General features: G+C 61.3%; 15 protein-coding genes. 5 read left to right on the top strand and 10 right to left on the bottom strand.

Annotation, left to right across the window (positions count from 1 at the left end):
* Nucleotides 1–71: 71 nt before the first annotated feature.
* From IEX57_RS13930 to IEX57_RS13910, 5 genes are all read right to left on the bottom strand, one after another.
* On the bottom strand, nucleotides 72–3953 hold the full coding sequence (locus tag IEX57_RS13930) for a DUF3683 domain-containing protein (protein WP_188704951.1): 3882 nt from the start codon (nucleotides 3951–3953) through the stop codon (nucleotides 72–74).
* Nucleotides 3954–4111: 158 nt separating this feature from the next.
* Nucleotides 4112–5131 carry a tetratricopeptide repeat protein gene (locus IEX57_RS13925; protein ID WP_188704950.1) on the bottom strand — a complete coding sequence of 340 codons (1020 nt, stop codon included), beginning with the start codon at nucleotides 5129–5131 and terminating at the stop codon, nucleotides 4112–4114.
* Nucleotides 5132–5283: 152 nt separating this feature from the next.
* Nucleotides 5284–6441 carry an iron-containing alcohol dehydrogenase gene (locus tag IEX57_RS13920; protein ID WP_188704949.1) on the bottom strand — a complete coding sequence of 386 codons (1158 nt, stop codon included), beginning with the start codon at nucleotides 6439–6441 and terminating at the stop codon, nucleotides 5284–5286.
* A gap of 113 nt (nucleotides 6442–6554) precedes the next feature.
* Complete coding sequence (locus IEX57_RS13915) at nucleotides 6555–7571, bottom strand: tetratricopeptide repeat protein (RefSeq protein WP_188704948.1); 1017 nt, start codon at nucleotides 7569–7571, stop codon at nucleotides 6555–6557.
* Nucleotides 7572–7712: 141 nt separating this feature from the next.
* Nucleotides 7713–8399, bottom strand: a complete 687-nt coding sequence (locus IEX57_RS13910; protein ID WP_188704947.1) for a glutathione S-transferase family protein — start codon at nucleotides 8397–8399, stop codon at nucleotides 7713–7715.
* Between the two features lie 163 nt (nucleotides 8400–8562).
* On the opposite strand from IEX57_RS13910, the gene IEX57_RS13905 reads away from it, so the two are divergent.
* The 3 genes from IEX57_RS13905 to IEX57_RS13895 all read left to right on the top strand — a co-directional run bounded on the left by IEX57_RS13905 (nucleotide 8563) and on the right by IEX57_RS13895 (nucleotide 13546).
* Nucleotides 8563–10170, top strand: a complete 1608-nt coding sequence (locus IEX57_RS13905; RefSeq protein ID WP_188704946.1) for an alpha-amylase family glycosyl hydrolase — start codon at nucleotides 8563–8565, stop codon at nucleotides 10168–10170.
* A 229-nt stretch (nucleotides 10171–10399) separates the two neighbouring features.
* Complete coding sequence (locus IEX57_RS13900) at nucleotides 10400–11686, top strand: HdeD family acid-resistance protein (RefSeq protein ID WP_188704945.1); 1287 nt, start codon at nucleotides 10400–10402, stop codon at nucleotides 11684–11686.
* A gap of 411 nt (nucleotides 11687–12097) precedes the next feature.
* Complete coding sequence (locus IEX57_RS13895; protein WP_188704944.1) at nucleotides 12098–13546, top strand: sigma-54 interaction domain-containing protein; 1449 nt, start codon at nucleotides 12098–12100, stop codon at nucleotides 13544–13546.
* A gap of 13 nt (nucleotides 13547–13559) precedes the next feature.
* Here the strand turns inward: IEX57_RS13895 and IEX57_RS13890 are convergent, their stop codons facing one another.
* Entirely contained in the window at nucleotides 13560–14984 is a 1425-nt protein-coding gene (locus tag IEX57_RS13890; protein WP_188704943.1) for an ATP-binding cassette domain-containing protein, read from the bottom strand.
* Between the two features lie 258 nt (nucleotides 14985–15242).
* Here IEX57_RS13890 and IEX57_RS13885 point away from each other — a divergent pair, with 258 nt between their 5' ends.
* Entirely contained in the window at nucleotides 15243–16226 is a 984-nt protein-coding gene (locus IEX57_RS13885; protein WP_188704942.1) for a sensor domain-containing diguanylate cyclase, read from the top strand.
* 415 nt (nucleotides 16227–16641) lie between these two features.
* Here IEX57_RS13885 and blaOXA read toward each other — a convergent pair whose 3' ends face one another.
* From blaOXA to zigA, 4 genes are all read right to left on the bottom strand, one after another.
* Nucleotides 16642–17463 carry a class D beta-lactamase gene (blaOXA, locus tag IEX57_RS13880; RefSeq protein ID WP_188704941.1) on the bottom strand — a complete coding sequence of 274 codons (822 nt, stop codon included), beginning with the start codon at nucleotides 17461–17463 and terminating at the stop codon, nucleotides 16642–16644.
* Nucleotides 17463–18827 (bottom strand): DUF6445 family protein, encoded by a 1365-nt coding sequence (locus IEX57_RS13875; protein ID WP_188704940.1) that lies wholly within the window; start codon nucleotides 18825–18827, stop codon nucleotides 17463–17465. The genes blaOXA and IEX57_RS13875 overlap by 1 nt, the downstream gene beginning before the upstream one ends.
* 162 nt (nucleotides 18828–18989) lie before the next feature.
* Entirely contained in the window at nucleotides 18990–19538 is a 549-nt protein-coding gene (locus IEX57_RS13870; protein WP_188704939.1) for a glutathione peroxidase, read from the bottom strand.
* Between the two features lie 103 nt (nucleotides 19539–19641).
* Entirely contained in the window at nucleotides 19642–20868 is a 1227-nt protein-coding gene (gene zigA, locus IEX57_RS13865) for a zinc metallochaperone GTPase ZigA (RefSeq protein WP_188704938.1), read from the bottom strand.
* Between the two features lie 127 nt (nucleotides 20869–20995).
* Between zigA and IEX57_RS13860 the strand changes: the two genes are divergently transcribed.
* A complete protein-coding gene (locus IEX57_RS13860) occupies nucleotides 20996–21886 on the top strand; it encodes a metal ABC transporter solute-binding protein, Zn/Mn family (RefSeq protein ID WP_188704937.1) in 891 nt (296 codons plus the stop codon).
* The last annotated feature ends 13 nt before the right edge of the window (nucleotides 21887–21899 follow it).

The raw sequence follows: 21899 nt of genomic DNA, 5'->3' as shown, positions 1-21899 counted from the left end.
AAGGTAGCAGGAACGGCACCGCAAAACCGTCCCGCTTGTCATTTCAGACGCAATCAAAAAAAGCGGCAAACTTACAACAGAACGCGTTCAATCCCCCCGGTACGGGCTTTTTCGACGTATTCCGGCATCCAGTTTTCACCCAGGACGTACTTGGCCATTTCCACCACGATGTAATCGGCGTCCATATTGGCGTCGTCATCATAGCGATGCAGACCCTGCAGGCAGGACGGGCAAGAGGTCAGAACCTTGACCGGTGCCTCGGCGCCGGATTCGGCACGCAACCTGGCGGCGCCCTTCTCCAGCTCTTCTTGCTTGCGAAAGCGCACCTGGGTCGCGATATGAGGCAACGAGGTACCGAAGGTTCCCGACTCGCCGCAACAACGGTCGTTCAGATCAACCTTGCTGCCCATCAACTGGTTGGCCACATCGATGCCCTTGTACTGCTTCATCGGGGTGTGGCACGGCTCGTGGTACATGTAGCGGGTACCGGTGACGCCCTCCAGCTTCACGCCCTTTTCCAGCAGATATTCGTGGATATCCAGCAGGCGGCAGCCCGGGAAAATCTGCTCAAACTGATACTTGAGCAACTGATCCATACACGTGCCGCAGGACACGATCACCGTCTTGATATCCAGATAATTGAGCGTGTTGGCGACCCGATGGAACAACACGCGGTTCTCTGTGGTGATCTTGTTGCCCTTGTCCTCAAACCCGGCCGAAGTCTGCGGATAACCGCAGCACAGATAACCCGGCGGCAGCACGGTGGTGGTGCCCACGTGCCAGAGCATGGCTTGCGTGGCCAGGCCCACCTGGCTGAACAAACGCTCCGAACCACAGCCCGGGAAATAGAACACGGCTTCGCGATCTTGCTCGGCCACCTGCAATTGCGGGTTGCGGATCACCGGCACGATGTTGGCGTCTTCCACATCCAGCAACGCCCGCGCGGTTTTCTTGGGCAGATTGCCCGGCATGGGTTTGTTGATGAAGTGGATGACCTGCGCCTTGAGCGGCGGTTTGCCGCCGGTGCTGGACGGTGGCGCCTTGAGCGTGTTCTGGATCAGCCCCAGCGACTTGCCCAGCTTGTGGCCCAGACGTTGTGCCTTGCCGCCCCACTCGATGGTGGTCTTGCGCACCAGCTTGATGGTCGCCGGGTCTTTGATGGTGAGAAAACCCATCGCCAGCGAAGTCATCGGGTTGAATTTCTTCTGGCCTTCGTCACGCAGGAAATTGCGCATGGCGATCGACACATCGCCAAAGTCGATCTTCACCGGGCACGGGTTCACGCAACGGTGGCAGACCGTGCAGTGATCGGCCACGTCGCCCAGTTCTTCAAAGTGCTTGAGCGAGACACCGCGCCGCGTTTGCTCTTCGTACAAGAAAGCTTCGGTCAACAGGCCGGTGGCCAGAATCTTGTTGCGCGGGCTGTACAGCAGGTTGGCACGCGGCACGTGCGTGGAGCACACGGGCTTGCACTTGCCGCAGCGCAGGCAGTCCTTGACCATGTTGGAGATACCGCCAATGCCCGATTGCTCCAGGATCAGCGATTCCGAACCCAGCAGGCTGAACGACGGCGTGTAGGCGTTGGTCAGGTCTGCGCCGGGCAGCAGCTTGCCCTTGTTGAAATGGCCATTCGGGTCAACGCGCTGTTTGTAGGCTTCGAACGGGGCCAGTTCCTCGCGGGAGAGGAATTCATACTTGGTAATGCCGATGCCGTGCTCGCCGGAGATCACGCCGTTGAGATCACGCGCCACCTGCATGATGCGGGCGACGGCGTGATGCGCGCGTTGCAGCATCTCGTAATTGTCAGAGTTCACCGGCAGGTTGGTGTGCACGTTACCGTCGCCAGCATGCATGTGCAGCGCCACCCAGGTGCGGCCCTTGAGCACCTGACCATGCAGGGCGTTGACGGCATCCAGAATCGGCTTGTCGGTGCGGCCGCAGAACAGCGCTTCCAGCGCGGCCTGCAACTCACGCCGCCAGGAGACGCGCAGGGCGTAATCACGCATGCTGTGATACACGCTCTGCGGCGCATCGGCGGCGGTTACAGCGCGTTCCAGCGGCGCTTCCGGCCAGGCTTCAGTGTAAGACTCGAACGGCAGGTCCAGGTTGTCCAGCAGCCATTGCCAGCGCTGGCGCACGGCGGCGATCTGGCTCAGGGCCGATTCGCGGCGGTCGCCAATCAGTTCTTCGTGGCTGACCGAGGCGTCGCTGATATCCATAGGCAAACGGCCACGGGTAAAGAACACGGTCAGCGCGTCGAGCAGTTCCAGCTTGTTGTGGATGGACAATTCGATATTGATGCGCTCGATCGCGTCGGAGTACTCGCCCAGGCGCGGCAGCGGAATCACCACGTCTTCGTTGATCTTGAAGGCGTTGGTGTGTTTGGCAATGGCTGCGGTACGGGCGCGGTCCAGCCAGAATTTCTTGCGTTGCTCACCGGTGACGGCAATAAAGCCCTCGCCAGAGCGCTGGTTGGCCAGCGCCACCACGTGCGATGCCGCCTGCCCCAGCTTGTTTTCATCATCCGACACAATATCGGCGATCAGCACCATCTTCGGGCGACCACGGCTCTTGGCCTTGGTGGCGTAGCCGACGGCACGCACATAGCGCCAGTCCAGATGCTCCAGACCGGCCAGTTGCACGCCATCCAGACCGTCGATGTAATCCTTGATTTCAACAATGGCCGGCACAGCGCGGCTGACTTCGCCAAAGAACTCCAGACAGACCGTGCGGGTGTGTGCCGGCAGACGATGCAGCAAGAAACGCGCGGAGGTAATGATGCCGTCCGTGCCTTCTTTCTGGATGCCAGGCAAACCTGCGAGGAATTTGTCGGTTACGTCCTTGCCCAGACCGACCTTGCGGAAATCCTTGCCGGCAATGGTCAGGACTTCTTCGCGGATCAGCGTCTTGCCATCGGGCTTGTAGCGCGAGACCTTGAAGCTGGCCGACGGCGCGTCGTGAATCTTGGACAGATTGTGGTCAAGGCGCTCGACGAACATCCAGTTGCCATCCGGATCAACCATCTTCCAGCTGACGAGGTTGTCCAGCGCGGTGCCCCACAGCACGGCTTTCTTGCCGCCGGCGTTCATGGCCACGTTGCCGCCGATACAGGAGGCGTCGGCCGAGGTCGGGTCCACCGCGAACACGAGGCCCTTTTCTTCGGCCGCTTCCATCACGCGGCGGGTGACCACCCCGGCGCCACACTGGATGGTGGCCACTTCATGATCCACGCCGGGAATGCGGCGCACTTCCACACCGTTGTGGCGATCGAGCTTTTCGGTATTGATGACGGCCGACATCGGCGTCAGCGGCACGGCGCCACCGGTATAGCCGGTACCGCCGCCACGCGGAATGATGGTCAGTTTGAGTTCGATACAGGCCGCGACCAGCGGGGCCATTTCTTCTTCGGTATCGGGGTTCAGCACCACAAACGGGTATTCGACGCGCCAGTCAGTGGCGTCGGTCACGTGCGAGACGCGGGCCAGGCCATCAAAACAGATGTTGTCGCGGCGGGTAATACCGGCCATGCGCTTCATCACCTGCTTGCGCAGCGCGGCGGTGTCGCGGAAACCGTTGGCGAATGCATCGACCGCCTGACGGGCGCGGGCGACCAGGATGCCGACCTTGTCGTTGCCATCGCGACGCTTTTCGATCTCGGACAGACGATGCTTCATAGCGTCGACCAGCATGGCCAGACGTTTGGGGTTGTCCAGCAGGTCGTCTTCCAGATACGGATTGCGTTTGACCGCCCAGATATCGCCCAGCACCTCAAACAACATGCGGGCAGATCGGCCGGTCACGCGCTCGCGGCGCAACTCTTCCAGCGTGAGCCAACCGTCTTCGCCCAACAGGCGGATCACGATCTCACGGTCAGAAAAAGACGTGTAGTTGTAGGGGATCTCTCGCAGGCGGTCGTGCTGTTGAGGGAGGTTAGCGGCGGTCAAATCGGCCATGGATGGGGGCGCTCGCGGGTTCTAATCAACGTTTGAGGGTTGATTTTATCGAAAAAACGCGCGGCTAAAGTCCCATTTTTGCTAGGGTTTTTCTAAACCGCCCCAAAACATGACGGTTTGATGTGCACATGCAACAAATCTGGTGCATGACAAGGGTGTTACGAGGGCTCCGGCGTAAGCCGCAATTCCATGGTGGCCAGCCGGGGCGAACGCGCATGTTCCAGCAGTTGCTGGCGCAGATCGCGGTAGTGTTTTTCGTGCTCCAGCGCGGCATCGGCCTCGCCGTGGCAACGGCACAACTCGGCCAGCGCGTAGTGGGTATTGGCCATCAGATGCTGCGATCCCATGCTTTGCGCCAGCACCAGCGCCCTGGAAAGTTCATCAGCGGCCGAATCCAGCGCGCCTTCAGCCAGGCTGCACTGACCCAGCCACAACATATTGGAGGCCTCGCCCCAGGTGTTGATATGCAGCCGGTTGATCTTGAGCGAGACCATCAAACTCATGCGCGCGCGCTCCATATCGCCCCGCGCCATGTCGATCTGGCCCAGCACGCTGTAGATTTCGGCCTCGTACTCATAGTTCTTGTCGGCGCGCACCAAGGGCAGCGCCTGCTTGAGGGTGGCGACGGACTCGCTCTGCAGCCCCAGCCGCATCAGATCCACCGCGATATTGATCAGGCAGCAACTGGTCAGCTGGGCGTCGTCCCGCTCTTCGGCCAGCACGGCGGCGCGGCGATGATGGGCCAGCGCAGAATCAAATTGCTCATGGGCAAACAGCAACTGCCCCAGACCGATATGCGCACGGATGCGGACTTCGGGGGCGATGTCGTCATCGGGCAATTCAACGCAAGCACACCAGCAATCACTGGCGCGCTCATATTCGCCACGGGTGTAGTACAGACGCGCCAGCATCTGCAAAGCCTCGCCACGTTCTTGCCCCATACCGAAACGCTCGCCGCGCTCCATGGCGGTCAGCAGGGCATCGTGGGCTTCGTTGTGGCGGCCAAACATGTGCAAGGCATTGGCTTCAACCACCAGTGCGGCAATTTCGCCGCGGTGGTAGTCCGCGCTTTTGGCCAGCTCGCGCGCGCGGCCAGCCAGCGAAAGTGATTCGGCACTTTGCGAGGAAACGAGTTTCCTGGCCCGCTCGATCAGCGAGTCGACTTCTTGTTCCACCATGGTGTTTTCCATCCCGTGGGCTCGTCTGCGGAGCATCATCTCCGCTGGTCTCATTGCCAGCTATGCAGCGACATTAGCACGTCAGCATGACAACACTAGGTGCACCGCAGCATGAAAATGCCCCGCTGCCGCCCGTGTGCACGTGTAAAGGTTTAACCTGATGCGGCGACGATGGCAGCGCAATCTGCCGGAGTAAGGCGTCCGTGCTCACCCAAAGCGGTACGACCATGCCGGATGAGTTGCTCCTCGACCTTCTTTGCCGCTTCCTGCGGATTGATGCCGTGGGCTGACAAACGGACGGGCACGCCCATGCGTTCAAAGAATGCGGCTGTCGCTTCAATGGCAGCCAGCGCCAGCTCACGCCCCTCGCCAGAAAGCCCCCAGACGCGGCGCGCGTATTGCACCAGCTTGGCTTCCTTTTCATCAACGCAATGGCGCAGCAGCGCGGGCAGTGTCACCGCCAGCGTCTGCGCGTGATCCAGCCCGTAAAGCGCGGTCAGTTCATGGCCGATGGCATGGGTGGCCCAGTCTTGCGGCTGCCCCACGCCCACCAGCCCGAACAAGGCCTGGTTGGCGCCCCACATGACGTTGGCGCGGGCTTCTTCATGCACGCCGTCCAGCAACTCCGGCCCCAGTTCGGCCAGGGTGGCCAGAATGCCTTCGGCCAGCCGGTCCTGAATGCGGGCGTGGGCCGGATAGGTGAGGTATTGCTCCGTGGTGTGCACAAACGCATCGACCACGCCGTTGCCCAGTTGCCGTGGCGGCAGGCTGGCCATCACCGTCGGGTCCAGCACGGCAAAGCGGGGGAACACCAGCGGGTTCTTGAACGAGAGTTTGTCTTGCGTGGCAGAACGCGTGACCACCGAGGCCAGATTGCTTTCAGAGCCCGTGGCCGGCAGCGTCAGCACCACGCCCAGCGGCACGGCTTTTTCCAGCTTGATGCGGTTGCCCACAATCAACCAGGGATCAATGGCCGGATCAAGCTCAATCGCCGCGGCGATGAACTTGGCGCCATCGGACACCGAGCCGCCACCGGCCGCAATGATCCAGTCGGGCTGGATTTCCCGGCCGATCTCCACCGCTTTCATCAAGGTGTCGAACTCGGGATTGGGTTCAATGCCAGAGAACTCGGTGATGTCGGCGTAAGCCAGCGCAGTGCGGATCTGGTCGTACACGCCGTTTTTCTTGATACTGCCGCCGCCGTACACCAGCAGCACACGGCTACCGGCCGGGATTTCATCGGCAAGACGGGCAATCTGGCCAGCGCCAAAATGCAGCCGCGTGGGGTTATGAAATGTGAAAGGGGTCATGAGCGAGGCTCCGCAATGGCACATGGCATGCCGCCGTAGGGCGCATGCCAGGAAAGAGTCAGTGCGTTACAGATGGGCGCAAGGGGTGCGCACATCAAGCCCTGCGGCATCAATCAGATGTCGCCGATCCGCGTTTCAAGCTGCTGCAGGCGGCTATAGGTGCCCGGACGCACGATGCGGTTGAAGATTTCCAGGTAGCGCTTGTGATGATGTTCGGCTTCGGCCACGCGCCCCTGATGGGTATAGGTTTGCGCCAGCAGGTGGTGCGCCTGATAGGCCTTGTGCGAGATCCCCATCTCGCCGGCCAGATCCAGCGCTTTGTGCAGCACTTTGTGTGCAGCTTCAAACTCGCCGTTGATCACATGCAGCCGCCCGCGCGCCAACAGGCGCAGGTTCTGGCCCCACAGGCACACGTGTTCGATGGATTCAGCGCGCGTCAGCCACTGCCCTGCCGTGGCAAGATCACCACGGTCCATCGCCACCGTGGCGCTATAGACACAGATTTCTTCCTGATACTCTTTTTGCCCGGCCGATTGCGCCAGCGTCAGACCTTCGGTCAGCGCTTCTTCAGCGTCATCCAGTTTTTCCAGGCGCAGGCAATCGGTAGCGACATTGATCAGCACCCGGCAACGCAGCACTTCCGGCAGCGTGGTGCCTGCCATGCGCTGGGCGCGCCGGTGGTGAGACAGCGCCATCTCATAGTTCTCGTGGGCAAAGTAGATTTGCCCCAGTCCAATATGGGAATGAACGCGTGTTTCGGTGGTGAATTCGGTATTGGCCGGATCAAGACAGTCCGACCAGTAATCGATGGCGTCGTCGTACTCGCCAATGGTGTAGTAGACGGCGGCCATGTCTTGCATGATCTCGCCGCGAATGGCGTCAAAATCCTCTTTTTCGGCAATCGTCAGTGCCTTGAGCAACGACGCCTGGCCTTCATGCATCTGTCCGAAAATCAGCTGCATGGTCGCGCACCGTTGCAGTGCGCGTACCGCCAGCAAGGCATCCGTGCCGGGCACAATCTGGCGCACGGCTTCCTGGGCAAGGCGCAGCGACTCATCCGCATCCGCATAAGTCAGCCTCTCGCTCTCACCGATCAGTGCCGCTATATCGGCGAGCTTGCTCGATTGCATTTGCGGTAAACCAGTCAAAAGAGTTAAACACGGCAGAGCCTATTCCGAATCCTGCCGCCGTACAAGAATTACATGACTGGAGGCTGACAACCGCCGACTGACTTGTCCGGGCGAGGCGTTTTTGTTATGGCCGTTTGCCGCTCACGTTTTAGCAGCAGCAAGGCTTGTCACCGCAAACGGCCCGCCCTTGTCGAGTGCACGCTGGTAAGCCGGGCGGGCATGGATGGCCTCAAGGAAGTGCTGGATATGCGGCCTGGCTTGCGTCGCGCCACGGGCCGCAGCGGCCTCCAGCACAAAGCTCATCTGGATATCGGCCGCGCTGAATTCATCGCCGGCAAACCAGCCGGTTGCCGCCAGTTGCGACTCGACAAAATCCATATGCGTTTTCAGTTGGGGCGCAAGGAACACCCGCCGCACCTTGTCGGCAATACCGCGCACAATGGGCCGGATGAAAAACGGCATGGGTTGCTCCGGCATTTTGCCGAACACAAGACTCATCAACAGCAAAGGCATGGCCGAGCCTTCAGCGTAATGCAGCCAGTAGGTGAACTGCCGGCGTGCCGCAGTGCCCGGCGCCGGTCGCAGATAGCCCTCGCCGTACTGGTCCAGCAGGTATTCAACAATGGCGCCAGACTCTGCCACAGTGACGTCGTTATCGGTGATCACCGGCGACTTGCCCAGCGGGTGGATGGCCCGCAACTCAGGCGGCGCCAGCAAGGTGGCCGGGTCGCGCCGGTAAAACCTGATCTGGTACTCGATGCCCAGTTCTTCCAGCAGCCACAATACCCGTTGCGAGCGCGAATTATTCAGGTGATGCACCGTGATCATGCGTAAGCCCTTGTGGATGTTTATGCTTCTGGCAATGTAGCCGAAAGGCCGCCATCGTGTACGGGCATAGCGTGTCCAGGTGGCATACCTTATGGCACCTCAAACCGGTTTGAAAATATGCTTTTTCAAACTCTGACCTCTTTCAATCAACCCAGGATCACCCATGACCTCCTCCCGTTCCTTGCTCAGCGTGGCCGGTCTGACCGCCTTGTTGCTGGGGCAGTCCCTGCCTGCGGCCGAGCCCCCGGCCGGTGCTGATATCAGCCCGGTCAAGCCGCAAATTCATGACAGCGGCCTGGCGGATCACTGGGCACAACAAGGTGTGTTCATGGAAATCCTGGTGCGCGCCTACCAGGACAGCAACGGCGATGGCATTGGTGATCTCAACGGCCTGACGCAGCGGCTGGACTATCTCAAATCCCTGGGTATTACCGGCATCTGGCTGTTGCCCATTTACCGCAGCGCCGATCACGATCACGGCTATGCAGTGGCCGATTACCGCGATATCGAGCCCGACTACGGCACGCTGGCCGATTTTGACCGGCTGATTGCCGAAGCGCACAAACGCGGTATTGGCGTGATTCTGGATTACGTCATCAACCACAGCGCCGACACGCACCCGCTGTTTATGGCAGCCAATCAGGATGCTGCGTCGCCGTGGCGTAACTGGTATGTCTGGAAAAACAGCAAACCCACGGGCTGGCAAACCTATGGTGGCGATCCGTGGTACGCCGGCAAGGCGGGCGGTTATTACTACGGCGCGTTTGCGCCATCCATGCCGGACTTCAACTTCCGCAATCCGGATGTGCTGGCGTTTCATCTGGACAACCTGCGCTTCTGGCTGAACCGCGGCGTAGACGGGTTCCGCTTTGATGCGGTTGGCGCGCTGGTCGAGAACGGCCCCAATGCCTGGGAAGGCCAGCCGGAAAACCACAACATCATGCGCCAGGTGCATGACCTGCTGAACCGGTACGGCAAGCGTTACATGGTGGCCGAGGCCCCGGCTTATCCGGCCGAGTTTTCCGGCAGCGATTCCGCCGGCAGTGCGTTTGCCTTCGGCCTGCAAAACGCCATTCTCAAGAGCGTGCAGATGGGGCGCGTCATGGACACGCTGCCCGCGTACCTGAAGCAAAAGCCCGTCGCCAGCATGGGCACGTTCCTCTCTAACCACGACAGCTTTGCCGGGCCCCGGGTGGCCCAGCAACTGGGCGAAGACCTGCCCTCACAACAACTGGCCGCCGCCACGCTGCTCACCTTGCCGGGCATTCCGTTCCTGTATTACGGCGAGGAAATCGGCCAGACCTTCAGCGAACCGGTGAAGTGGGATGACCAGCGCCTGCGCGGCCCGATGAGCTGGGATGACAGCGCCAACGCTGGTTTCAGTACGGCAAAACCATTCCGCACCCTGGCGCAAAACCATGCCACCGCCAATGTCGCCGCCGAAAACGGCAAGCCTGGCTCTTTGCTGGAAACCTACCGCGCGCTGATTGCGCTCAGAAAAGCCCAGCCCGCGCTGCAAACCGGCGCGCTGCGGATACTGTCGGATGACGATGATCCGGTCTTTGTGTTTGTGCGCGAGCAAGGCAAAACGCAGATTCTGGTCGCCCTCAATTACAGCCGCCGCGCCGCCGACGCAGCGTTGCCCGCGGCCTGGCAAGGCCAGTGGCAGCTTCTTTACACCAACGCCAAGCCAGGAAACGTTCAGCTTAAATCTGACAAGATCAATCTGGCTGCCCAACAAGCGGCCATCTTCATCAAAACCGCCCCCTGAACCGGCCGGCGCTTGCTCACCCGCAATAAGCGGCCGCCTGAATACCCGGCCATTATTGAAATAAATTCATACCGCAACGCAGCAACAACCCCCTGCCCCACAACCCGCGCCAGTGCTGGCGCGGGGGTTTCTCCCCACCGCACAGCCCGATTCATACACAGAAAAAACTGGCGCCAAGCGTAAGTTAAACACAATATTAGTGCAGACGACTTACTACAAATGAGACGCCGTGCTGCGCATCATCATTTTGCTGATCGGGGCCGATCCATTCCGTCGCGAATGGCACAAGCTGCCTGTGATCGGTACCGTTTTGATCCTGATCGGGATTGCCAGCGTGCTGGGCCTGGCCTGGTGGCTGCTGATCGTCGTCAGCACCCTCTTTGGCCTGATCTGCGTCATTGAAGGCCTCGTCAGCCTGGCCGATCTGAGCGTGGTCAGGCGCAAGCACCGGCTGGTGTTGTTGCTCAGTGCCGGCGCGCTGATCGCCCTGGGTGGTCTGGCCATGCGCGCCCCGGTCGATAACAGCTGGGCCAGCACCGTGTTCTTTGGCATCGGCTTTCTGATCGACGGCATGCTGCGCACGGCCTCGGCGCATGTGATCCGGTTCAATGGCTTCAAGCGCAGCATGTTGATCGGCGTGGGCGAAATTCTGGTGTCGATCCAGGTGTTTACCGGCTGGCCGATCGAGCACCTGCATGTCTTCCCCGTCTGTTTTGGCATTCTGCTGATCGCATACGGCATCATGATGTGCCGGCTGGGGCTGGAATTTCGCGAGCTACCGGAAGGCGTATCGGTGTTGTCGATGCCGTATTTCCGCCGCCACAACTGGTACTGGTACGAAAAACTGCCCATCCACGCCGCACCCGCCAAGCGCCCGTTCTACCCGCTGATGGTGCATGTATGGACACCCGTGGGCTCCACCCCCAACCCGCAACGCCGCGCCATTGTTGACCGCTACATCGCCGCCGTGGATCGCAGCGGCAAGGTGTCTACCGGGCACTCGTCACTGGAACTGCCGCCGGACCTCTATATCAGCCTCTACCCTGGCGTGGAGAGTTTCTCTGAACAGCAATTCAAGGGCATGTTGCTGGCACACAAAGAAAACGACATCCCCGGGCGTTTTCTGGAGTCTTATGAAGCCGAAGTAGCCGACTGGTGCGAACCCAACCGGCAAATCTGGTTTCGCAACTACAACGAAGAAGCGCTGCGCACCTTCTGGGACATCTACCGCCGCGACGTCGTCTACAACCTCTCCAGCCGCAACTGCTCCACCACCGTCGCGCTGGCCCTGGACGTCGCGCTGGAAGGCATCGTCGGCCGCACCCGCCCCTGGTACCGCTTTTTCATCCTCGCCACCGACCCCAACGTCTGGCTGTTGTCCTTGCTGCGCACCCGCGGCAACACCATGACCTGGACCCCCGGCCTGATCCTCGACTACGCCCGCGTCCTGCGCCGCGTCAGCGAATTCCAGCGCGAACGCTGGCTGGTACGAATGCTGCACCGGGTATTTGGCTGATCCAGCCCCGCCACCGAGGCTGGGGTTGCTGTTGCTGTTGCTGTTGCTGTTGGTTTGGGTTTTGCCGTTGCTGTTGCTTTTGACCTTCCCCCCCATTAAAGCCAAGCGCCGAAGGAGTGGAGGGAGACCCAGGCTCCCGACCGACTGAGGGCAGCCCGGAGGGCCGCAGGGCTGGGGTCGCCTTTCTTTGGTTACTTTCTTTGGCGAAGCAAAGAAAGTAACGTACTCCGGCCACCGCCGGTATCAAAAACAACGCGCCGAAGGGCGCTACACACCCAGTTCAGCAGGATCACCGCCACATTCAGGAATCCCCCCAACACTCCGCGCAGGATGTTTGGTAGATACAACGCCACCTTCTGCCCGCACTCACCCCGTAGTACGCTACCCCATCTCCCCCACCCTCCCCCCACAATGACCACCGGCCCTTTCGCCCACCCCACCGCCCCGATCGACCTGACCACCCTGCTGGCCGATTACGATGCCGTGCGCCAGTGGGCCATCCAGAGCATGTTCGACACCATGGAAGACTTCTGCGAAGGCACCGTGATTGTCGATCACGAAGCCCGCATTGTCTGGATCAACGCCCGTTATGCTGCGCGCTTTGGCTTTGCCGAACCCGCTGGCGCGATTGGCCGGCCGGTGGAAGAAGTGATCGCCCACAGCCAGATGCGCGACGTGGTCAGGACGGGCAAACCGCAGTTGCTGGATATCATGCCCGCCGCCGGGCATGAGTCACTGGTGGTCACGCGCTTGCCGCTCAAGGACAAAAGCGGCCAGGTAGTCGGCGCCATCGGCTTTGCCCTGTTTGACCAGTTGCAGTCGCTCTCGCCCATTGTGGCCAAGTTCAGCCAGCTGAAAAAAGAACTCGCCAGCGCACAAGAGTCTTTGGCGCAGGCGCGCAAACCCAAGTACTCGTTTGACAGTTTCATTGGCACGGGCGAGGCCGCCACCGAGGTCAAACGCCGCGCCCGGCGCGCCGCGCAGATGGATTCCCCGGTGCTGTTGCTGGGTGAAACCGGCACCGGCAAAGAAGTGCTGGCGCATGCCATTCACGCCGCATCGGCCCGCGCCGGCAAACCGCTGGTCAGCCTCAATATGGCGGCGATTCCGGAAACCCTGCTGGAGGCCGAACTCTTTGGCGCGGCGCCCGGGGCTTATTCCGGGCTGGATCGCAAAGGGCGGATCGGCAAATTTGAACTGGCCGATGGCGGCACGCTGTTTCTGGATGAAATGGGCGAGCTGCCCCTGGCGCTGCAAAGCAAGCTGTTACGCGTGTTGCAGGACAAAGAGTTTGAGCCGCTGGGCGCCAACAAAGTGATCCGTGCCGATGTGCGCATCATCGCCGCGACCTCCGCCCCCTTGTTGCAACGGGTGGAATCCGGGGCGTTCCGTGCCGACCTGTTTTACCGGCTCAATGTGCTGACCATTGGCACCCCGCCACTGCGCGATCGGGCTGAAGACTTGCCGGCGCTCTGCCAGGCGGTGCTCGATGAGCTGGCCCTGACCTGCGGCGTGCGGCATATCTCGGCCGCGGCGGTGGAATACCTGCGCCACTATCACTGGCCGGGCAATGTGCGGGAACTCAGAAACGTGCTGGAGCGCGCCATCATGCTGTCTGACCGGGCCGAACTGCAGGTGGATGACCTGGCCGCGCTGATCGACGTCGGCCACGGGCGCGCCGCGCTGGGCGAGCCGGATCAGGACTACCAGAGCGCCATGCTCGCCTTTGAAAAACGGTTGCTGGAAGAAGCCCTGCAAGCGGCTGGCGGCCGTGCGGCACTGGCCGCGCAACGGCTTGGCATCGGCCGGGCCACCTTGTACAAGAAGATGACGGCGCTGGGCATCAAGCCGGCGCGTTGAGCCTGGCCCAGCGTCAAACGGCCGCCGCCGGCAAGCGTAATGCGTCCAGATCCAGCCGGGTCAAGCCGTCCAGTTGCGCCAGAAAGTCTTCATCGTGCGAGATCAGCACCATGGCGCCAGGGTAGTCGCGCAGGATGTCGATCACATGCTGGCGCACGGTCAGGTCCAGGTTGTTGGTGACTTCATCCAGAATCAGCAATTGCGGCGGCCGGGCCGCAATCAGTGCCAGAGCCAGCCGCGCGCGCTCCCCGCCAGACAACGCCGCAGCCGGCGTCGATACCGCCACCGTATCAAAAAACAGAAAGTCGGCCAGATGCTGGCGGCGCTGGGCCTCGGTCCACCCCGGCACCAGGGCACGCAGGGCGTCCTGGGCCGACAGGGCCGGCGCCAGCGTGGCGTAGTGTTGATCCAGATAGCCCACCTGCTCCGGCGCGGGCAACAACCAGTCGCCCTGACGGCTGATGGCGGCATCGCCCAGCATGGCGCGTGCCAGCGTGGATTTACCACTGCCGTTGCGCCCCACCAGCGCCAGCCGGTCGCCCTGATTGAGTTGCAGGTGCACGTCGCCCAGCAGCGGCACGCCGTAACCAACACGACCATGGCTGATCTGCACCACGCCATCACGCCCACGCGCAGCGGGTAGATGAAAATGCGGCACGATGGTGGCCGCCTGGCGCACTTGCTCCAGTTGCTCGGCGATGTCTTCCCGCTGCGTACGCAGGTCTGCCTGTTTACGGCCTGCGGTGGTGTTGCTGCGACCAAGCTTGGTCAGCGATTTGACGGTAGCCCACTTGCCGTTCTCGATGCTTCTGGCGCCGTGCTGACGGGCGTGCGCGGCACGTTCCTGTTCTTTCATCAGCGCTTCATGGGCCGACTTTGCCGCACGCCGGTTCTGCGCAAATTGTCCGGCCAGGCTGGCCCGTTGCCGGGCGCGTTCGGCCATGTAATCCCGATAGCGCCCGGCAAACACCGTGATCCGGCCTTGTTCCAGATGCCAGAGCGTGTCGCAGGCTTCATCCAGCAGCGCAACATCATGCGTTACCAGTACCACCGCGCCGCCGAAATGCCGCAGCATGCGGTACAGCGCCCGCCGGTTGGGGCCATCAAGGTGATTGGTCGGTTCATCCAGCAACAAGATATCCGGCTGCTGCGCCAGCGCGGCCCCGATGGCGCGGCTGACGCGTTCACCACCGCTGAAGGTGGCTTCATCTTGCTGGATTTGCACAACGTGGCCATAGCGCAGGCCGGCCACTGAACGGACCGCGCCTTCGCTCGGCATGGCAAGGCCCGCCAGCACATTGAGCAACGATGATTTACCGCTGCCGTTATCGCCCAGAATGGCAATACGCTGGCCCCGTTCAATGGCGCTGGAGAACCCGGAAAAACAGACTTTGCGGCCGTGGGAGACACCCAGGCCTTCGATTTGAAGCATTGACATGAACACACACTCGCGTTGGTGGGCAGAGAAAACGTTTGCCCGTACAGGGCGCTCAGGCGTGTGTGTTCATTTGGGAATCCCCCGGAAAAGAGCGGTTATTTTGCCGCAGCCCCACGGCAAGGAACAGGCAAAAAAACACGTGACCGACAAACGGGCCGCCACCTTTGACAGGGCGGGCGGTCAGACCATTGTGCTTGCCCGCTGGCCAAGGCCTTCTAGAATGAAATCCTGATAGTTCACCACCGCACGAGGACCCGCATGGATAGCAAACTGGTTCGGCTGGCCGAATCTGCTTCTTCTGCCCGCAGTCTGGAAGAACTTGCGCAACCGTTGCTGGAGCTGCTGCAGAACCTCACGGAATTCGAGTCCACCTATATCACCCGCATTGATAGCGGCATGACCACGCAGTTGATCGAGTTCGCCCGCAATGTGGGCAAGCTGGAGATCCCCGAGCAACTGGCCGTGCCCTGGTCGGACACGCTGTGCAAACGCTCCATGGAATCGGGCTGCACCTACACGGACGATGTGCCGGGCCGCTGGCCGGATTCAGACGCCGCCCGGGCACTGGGCATCCAGAGCTACATCAGCGCGCCCATCCGTACGCATTCGGGCTCGCTGATTGGCACTTTGTGCGCGGCCAGTACCAAGCAAATGGCCTTGCCGGAACGCGCGCGTACCTCGCTGCATCTGTTCTCACGCCTGATTGCCCAGCATATCGAACGCGAAAAACTGCTGGATCAGCTGCAGGAAACCAATAACCGGCTGACCCGCGCAGCGCTGACCGACCCGCTGACCGCCCTGCCCAACCGCCGCGCCATTCTGGAAGAACTGGCGCGCCTGCTGGCACTGGCACGCCGGGAAGACAGCACCGTGCTGGTCGGCCTGGTTGATCTGGACCACTTCCGGGAAGTGAACGAAACCCAGGGCCATGTGCGGGGCGATCACCTGTTAAGCGATCTGGCCACGCACCTGAACCGCGTCGCGCGCGATTACGACGTGGTCGGCCGCTTTGACGGCGATGAATTCGCCATCATCGGCCCCGGCCCGGCCAGCAAGGAAGAAGCCGAACGCGTAGCAGCAGAAGTCACACGCTTGTATGCCGATGCCGCCGCCAGCATCCAGAGCGCCAGCGTGGCCTTTGTGGTGGCAGACGGGGCAATGAGCGCAGACGAAGCCATCCGCTATGCGGACAAAGAAATGTCCAGTGTCAAACGCGCCAAGACGCAAGTGTCAGCGAAGTGATGCATGCGGAAGGGACTGGCTTTGGCATGTCTGCTAAAGCCAGTCTCCCGTTATTGCCATCCCGCCAATAACATATGCGTAAATCATGCATGCAAGATTCGGTATCTGTAAGACGTGCAGCCAGCCAGGCCCACGAAACCGGCCCCAAGCGTACATCACCGAGCTGACTGGCAGCAGTTGCAGCAGAAGCCAGGGCCATCCCATCCAGCCATGAAAGTGGTGCCACGTATTCCACACGACCATCGCCATGAGATACAAGAACGCTGCGGCAGCGCCGTGCATGGCACACCAGAACCGCGCGGTTTTATCCTCGTTTTTGTCTAGCGTCCAATAAACGAGACTAACAAGGACCATACACAAGGGTGCCACAAATTCATGCTGATAAAGCCAGTTGGGCACAGGCGACCTCCTGACCTCAACGTAACTGACCAAGCAGCGCCGGCCAGTCCGCCAGCACGCTGTCCCGCGTGCGGATGCCCGGGCTGACTGGGTTCTCGGCATCGTCCCGGGTCAGGCGGGCAAATACCAGGGTGCGGCCGTCCTGCGTGGCCCAGCCGACAAACCAGCCCCAGCCGTGGGCGTAGTCAAAGTCGGTTTTGCTGAGGCGCGGGTAGGCAGCGCCGGTTTTGCCGTGCATGTCCCAGCCGGCCGGGCTTTGCTCAAGGCGGGTGATATTGCGGGTCATTGCCAGCGCGTGGGCAGAGACCGGCAACTGGCCGTTGACCAGCCGGGTCAGGAACTTCACTTGTTCTTGCGGCGATATCTTCAGCGATGAGGCAATCCACGCCCGGTAGAGCCCGTTGTTCTGGCCCGGATCGCCCGACATATCCGCGTTGCCAAAGCCGAAGTCCCGCGCGTACCGGGTGACCTTTTCGGCCCCCAGATGATGGGTGACGCGTTGCGAGTACCACACCACGGAGTATTTGATCCACGCGGCCGGGTCGGTCGGTTTGAGCCAGTTGGCACCGCCCCAGTCGACATCCCCTTTGTGATAGTCCAGCACCGGCGCGTGTTCGTCCTGCAAGAAACCGCTGTCAAAGCCCATGAGGCTCATGGCGATCTTGTAGGTGGAGGCCGGGGTGACGCGCTCGGCGCAGTCCTCACCTTGTTGCAGCAGCACCTTGCCGGTGGCGGCGTCCGCAATCAGGGTACACAAGAGATGGGCTTGCGCCTGCGGGGCGATCAGGGCCAGGGCGGCCCCGATCAAGGTGGCGTTCAATGCGGCGGCAAGACGCATCAAAGTTTCGCGTCGCGGGCAGTTTCAAAGAAGAACAACTGGGCCAGGCGCCCGTCTTGCATGGTGCTGCCAAACACGCTGGAAAGCCCGTGATAGAAGTTGCCGCGATAAATCACGATGCGGTTGCTGCGCATGGGGATTTCAGCCTGCACTTGCCAGATATCACGCTCGTGCGCCAGGTCGTCAAAATCGCGTTTGCCATCGGCACTGGCCACGCTCCAGCTATCCTGGAAGGCGGCAAAATCCTTGAAACCAGCGGCGCGGACCACGTCTTCCGGCGGGCGACGATCCCAGCCGGTGGCGCGGTGCTGCCAGAACGTGGTGCCGCCCTGGCATTGCTCCGGCGGGTTCAGATAGAGCACGGCGGCGTATGTGGTGGCCTGGCCCTGATCTTCGTTATCAATGTGGATATCCGTGCGTGCCTTGGCATTGGCCACGCTGACGCGGAAAGCGCCGTTATCGGGGGACGACCATTTGACCGGGCAACCCAGCGCGGTCGCAATGCGATCCATGATCTCCTGCACCGGCTGGCCATCCGTCTGCACGCCAGGGAAATTCTGGCCCTCATACAGATTGGCGTGAAATGCCTGTTGCAGCGCGTGTTCGCGGTAGGCGACGGGGTCTGCCATGAACTGGTCGATCACGTGCAGATCGCGCTCGGCAATGAAGTGTTCCAGTTCAGCGCCGGTCAGGGCGCACTGGCCCCACTGCTCGGCGCTCATGACGGTTTCAGATTCGGTCACGTTCTGGCGGGGCAAGGCATAGCCAATGCGAAAACGCGCCTCAAACTGCGGATGCTGGCGGGCCACGTCGGCGGCGGTGGCGCGCGCCAGTTCCAGATGTTCCAGCTGCCAGGCCAGATCGACAATCCGTTCGCCCAGCGCCCCGCTTTCCGGGTGATGCGGCCGCACGGCCACCAGCGCATTCAGCGCGTCTTCGCGCCGGCCCAGCGCCACCAGGGCCTGGGCGTAATCCAGGGTGTACTGCAAATCAGCCGGTTGCAGCGCCACGGCGCGTTGCAGGTGCGCAAAGGCAGTGGCCGGATCATGCCGGCGCAGGTGCTGGCTCAGGTTGAAATGGAAACTGGCATTGTCTGGCTCCAGCGACAGCGAGCGTTGCAGCAATGTCATCCCCACCGCGCCCTGGCCGATACCGATCAGCGCCAGGCCCTGATAGTGCAGCGCATCGGCTTGCTGCGGGTTGCGTTCCAGCGCGCGCTGATAAGCCGCCAGCGCTTCGGGCAGGCGGCCTTCATGATGCAGGCGCTTGCCGGTTTCAACCCACTGGCTCGCGTCGTTTGCTGCTGGCCGTGCTTCAGCGACTGCGGCACCGCCGGCCGCCAGTCTGCGTTTTTTCTCACCCATGCGCCTGTTCCTGACCCTTGTAACAATTGCGCCCGCAATGACGGGCAGCGCACATCATAGCCCTGATCATGGCGCGCTCCGGTCAGGTATTCCCCCGATGCAAACACCCTGATCCGGTTGAATAAAAAAAGCACCCGAAGGTGCTTTTTTTTAGTTGGCCAATCAAGCCTTGGCCAGTTCAGCGGCAATGGCGCTGCTCAGGCGCGGATCATCGGCCGTGACATCGGGCGAGAAACGTCCGACCACTTCGCCCTTGCGGTTCACCAGGAATTTTTCGAAGTTCCACAGCACATTGGGTTGCGGTGCGATCTCGATCCCCTTGCTGGACAAACGCTCGCGGAACGGGCCTTCGCCCGTGGCATCCGGCTGGGCGTGGGTCAGTGCGTTGTACAGCGGGTGCTGATCGGCGCCCACGACAGAAATCTTGGAGAACAGCGGAAAAGTGACGTCATAGGTGGTGGCGCAAAAGCTCTGGATTTCTTCATCCGTGCCCGGTTCCTGGCCCTTGAAGTTGTTAGCCGGGAAACCCAGCACTTCCAGACCCTGGCCGTGTTGTTCGCGGTAGAGTTTTTCCAGCGCTTCATATTGCGGGGTCAGGCCGCACTTGGACGCGACGTTGACCACCAGCAGGACCTTGCCGGCGTAGTCGCCCAGCGTGGCCGGGGAGCCGTCGATTTTGTGCAGCGGGATATCCTTGATCGCTTGTGTCATGTTGAATCCTGTGGGCGTCGTGTGAGTGGAAAACCTGGCGACCGCCTGGTCGCGTCAGGCGTCATTTCACCGTATCTGCCGACGCCGCGCCAGTCATTTGTCATCAAGCCGGCATCACCTGCCACGATGCGAACGGGTCGGCCAGCGCTTGCGGATTGCGCCGCAAGGCCACCAGTTCGGCATCCGTCGCCAGGCAATGATCCAGCATCCGGGTCAGGCGGGGTTGATCCATGGCCATGCCGATCAGCACCAGTTCCTGGGTGCGATCACCATAAACCGGGTGCCAGCTTTCCATGATCTGCGCCAGTTCATGCGTCTCTTTGGGCCATTGTTTGCGCGGCACAGCGGCATACCACAGGCCGGCCGCACCATGGCGCGAGGCCCCGCCCGCCTGCGACCAGCTGCCGACAAAATCCGGGCGCGTGGCCAGCCAGAACCAGCCTTTGGAGCGGATGACGCCTGGCCATTCGCTATGAATGCATTGCCAGAAACGCTGCGGGTGAAACGGGCGCGGGTTGCGGTACACAAAGCTGCTGATGCCGTACTGGTCGGTCTCTGGCGTGTGTTCGCCGCGCAGTTCCTGCAGCCAGCCCGGCGCATTGGCGGCGGCTTCAAAATCAAACAAACCGGTGTTGAGGATGGCGGTCAGCGGCACGCGCCCCATCTGGCTTTCCAGCACCCGTGCGCGCGGGTTCAGCGCCAGCAGCATGCGGCGTAGCTGCGCCAGTGCGGCGGGCGTGACAAGGTCGGTCTTGTTGAGCACCAGCACATCGCAAAACTCAATCTGCTCAATCAAGAGATCGACCACGGCGCGGTCATCTGCGTCGCCCAGGGTTTCGCCGCGCGCGGCCAGCAGGTCTTCCGAGGCGTAATCGGCCAGAAAATTGAACGCATCCACCACCGTGACCATGGTGTCGAGCCGCGCAATGTCCTGCAGGCTCTGGCCAAGTTCATCCCGGAAAGTAAACGTTTCGGCCACCGGCAAGGGCTCGGCAATGCCGGTTGATTCGATCAGCAGATAGTCAAAGCGCCCTTCCTGCGCCAGCCGGTTGATCTCGACCAGCAAGTCTTCACGCAAGGTGCAGCAAATGCAGCCGTTGCTCATCTCTACCAGTTTTTCTTCCTGGCGCGACAGGGCTGCGCCGCCATCGCGCACGAGGCGAGCGTCGATATTGACCTCCGACATATCGTTGACGATCACCGCCACGCGCAGACCGTCCCGGTTATGCAGTACGTGGTTCAGCAAGGTGGTCTTGCCCGCGCCCAGGAAGCCGGACAGGACAGTCACGGGCAGGCGCGTATCGGTTGAACAGGAAAGGTGGGCTGACATGGTCTGATCCGGTTACAAAAAGTGATTTGCAACAATGTTGCATTTCGGCATATGCTGCCATCCACTTTTGCAATTTGCAACATTGTTGCATTTATCGATCACACCACAACATTCCGGGACTTCATTCATGCGTTCATTTCTGCCGCTGACCGCCGTTGCCATGGCACTGCTCGCCCCGCCCGTGTGGGCCAGAGAGATCCGGGCGGTCGCCAGCTTTACCGTGCTGGCCGATATCGTGCGCAATGTGGGCGGTGCGCATGTCGCCGTCACCAGCCTTGTCGGGCCCAATGGCGATCCGCACGTGTATGAGCCCACGCCGCAAGACGCCAAAGCGCTCAAGCAGGCTGACGTGGTGTTGATCAGCGGGCTGGGGCTGGAGGGCTGGATGACGCGCCTGATCAAGACATCCGGCTATAGCGGCAAGGTCACCGTTGCCAGCAATGGCATCCACACCCGCACGATGACGGACGATGGCAAGGTGGTTACTGATCCGCATGCCTGGAACGACATGGCCAATGGCGTGATCTATACCCGCAACGTGATCGCCGCGCTCAGCGCTGCTGACCCGGCAGATGCGGCGGATTTCCGGCGCAATGGCGAGGTATACATCAGCAAATTGCAGGCGCTGGATGCCTACGCCAAAGCCAGGTTTGCCACCTTGCCCAAAACGCAACGCAAAGTGCTGACCAGCCACGATGCCTTTGGCTATTTTGGCGCGGCCTACGGCGTGACGTTTCTCTCGCCGGTGGGGATTTCAACCGAGGCAGAACCGGCCGCGGCCGATGTGGCGCGGTTGATCAGGCAGATCAGACAGGAACACGTGACCGCGTATTTCTTTGAGAACTCGAACGATCCGCGCATGGTGAAACAGATTGCCGATGCCACGGGCGCGGCACCGGGCGGCGAGTTGTACGTTGAAGCGCTGTCACAGCAAGACGGCCCGGCCGCCAGCTACGAGGCCATGTTCCGCTACAACGTCGATACGCTGTATGGCGGCATGACGCGCACACCGCATTAACCCGGTTGGCAGG

Origin of the sequence: Silvimonas iriomotensis, from assembly GCF_014645535.1 — a bacterium.
Lineage (GTDB): Bacteria > Pseudomonadota > Gammaproteobacteria > Burkholderiales > Chitinibacteraceae > Silvimonas > Silvimonas iriomotensis.
Note: the sequence above shows the minus strand (reverse complement) of the source record. Positions and strands in the feature narration are given on the sequence as shown.

Coding starts and splice junctions, on each gene's coding strand:
- IEX57_RS13860 (WP_188704937.1), top strand. CDS start 20,996: ATGCGTTCATTTCTGCCGCTGACCGCCGTTGCCATGGCACTGCTCGCC.
- IEX57_RS13875 (WP_188704940.1), bottom strand. CDS start 18,827: ATGGGTGAGAAAAAACGCAGACTGGCGGCCGGCGGTGCCGCAGTCGCT.
- IEX57_RS13925 (WP_188704950.1), bottom strand. CDS start 5,131: ATGGTGGAACAAGAAGTCGACTCGCTGATCGAGCGGGCCAGGAAACTC.
- IEX57_RS13930 (WP_188704951.1), bottom strand. CDS start 3,953: ATGGCCGATTTGACCGCCGCTAACCTCCCTCAACAGCACGACCGCCTG.
- IEX57_RS13910 (WP_188704947.1), bottom strand. CDS start 8,399: ATGATCACGGTGCATCACCTGAATAATTCGCGCTCGCAACGGGTATTG.
- IEX57_RS13915 (WP_188704948.1), bottom strand. CDS start 7,571: ATGCAATCGAGCAAGCTCGCCGATATAGCGGCACTGATCGGTGAGAGC.
- IEX57_RS13890 (WP_188704943.1), bottom strand. CDS start 14,984: ATGTCAATGCTTCAAATCGAAGGCCTGGGTGTCTCCCACGGCCGCAAA.
- zigA (WP_188704938.1), bottom strand. CDS start 20,868: ATGTCAGCCCACCTTTCCTGTTCAACCGATACGCGCCTGCCCGTGACT.
- IEX57_RS13885 (WP_188704942.1), top strand. CDS start 15,243: ATGGATAGCAAACTGGTTCGGCTGGCCGAATCTGCTTCTTCTGCCCGC.
- IEX57_RS13895 (WP_188704944.1), top strand. CDS start 12,098: ATGACCACCGGCCCTTTCGCCCACCCCACCGCCCCGATCGACCTGACC.
- IEX57_RS13905 (WP_188704946.1), top strand. CDS start 8,563: ATGACCTCCTCCCGTTCCTTGCTCAGCGTGGCCGGTCTGACCGCCTTG.
- IEX57_RS13920 (WP_188704949.1), bottom strand. CDS start 6,441: ATGACCCCTTTCACATTTCATAACCCCACGCGGCTGCATTTTGGCGCT.
- IEX57_RS13870 (WP_188704939.1), bottom strand. CDS start 19,538: ATGACACAAGCGATCAAGGATATCCCGCTGCACAAAATCGACGGCTCC.
- blaOXA (WP_188704941.1), bottom strand. CDS start 17,463: ATGCGTCTTGCCGCCGCATTGAACGCCACCTTGATCGGGGCCGCCCTG.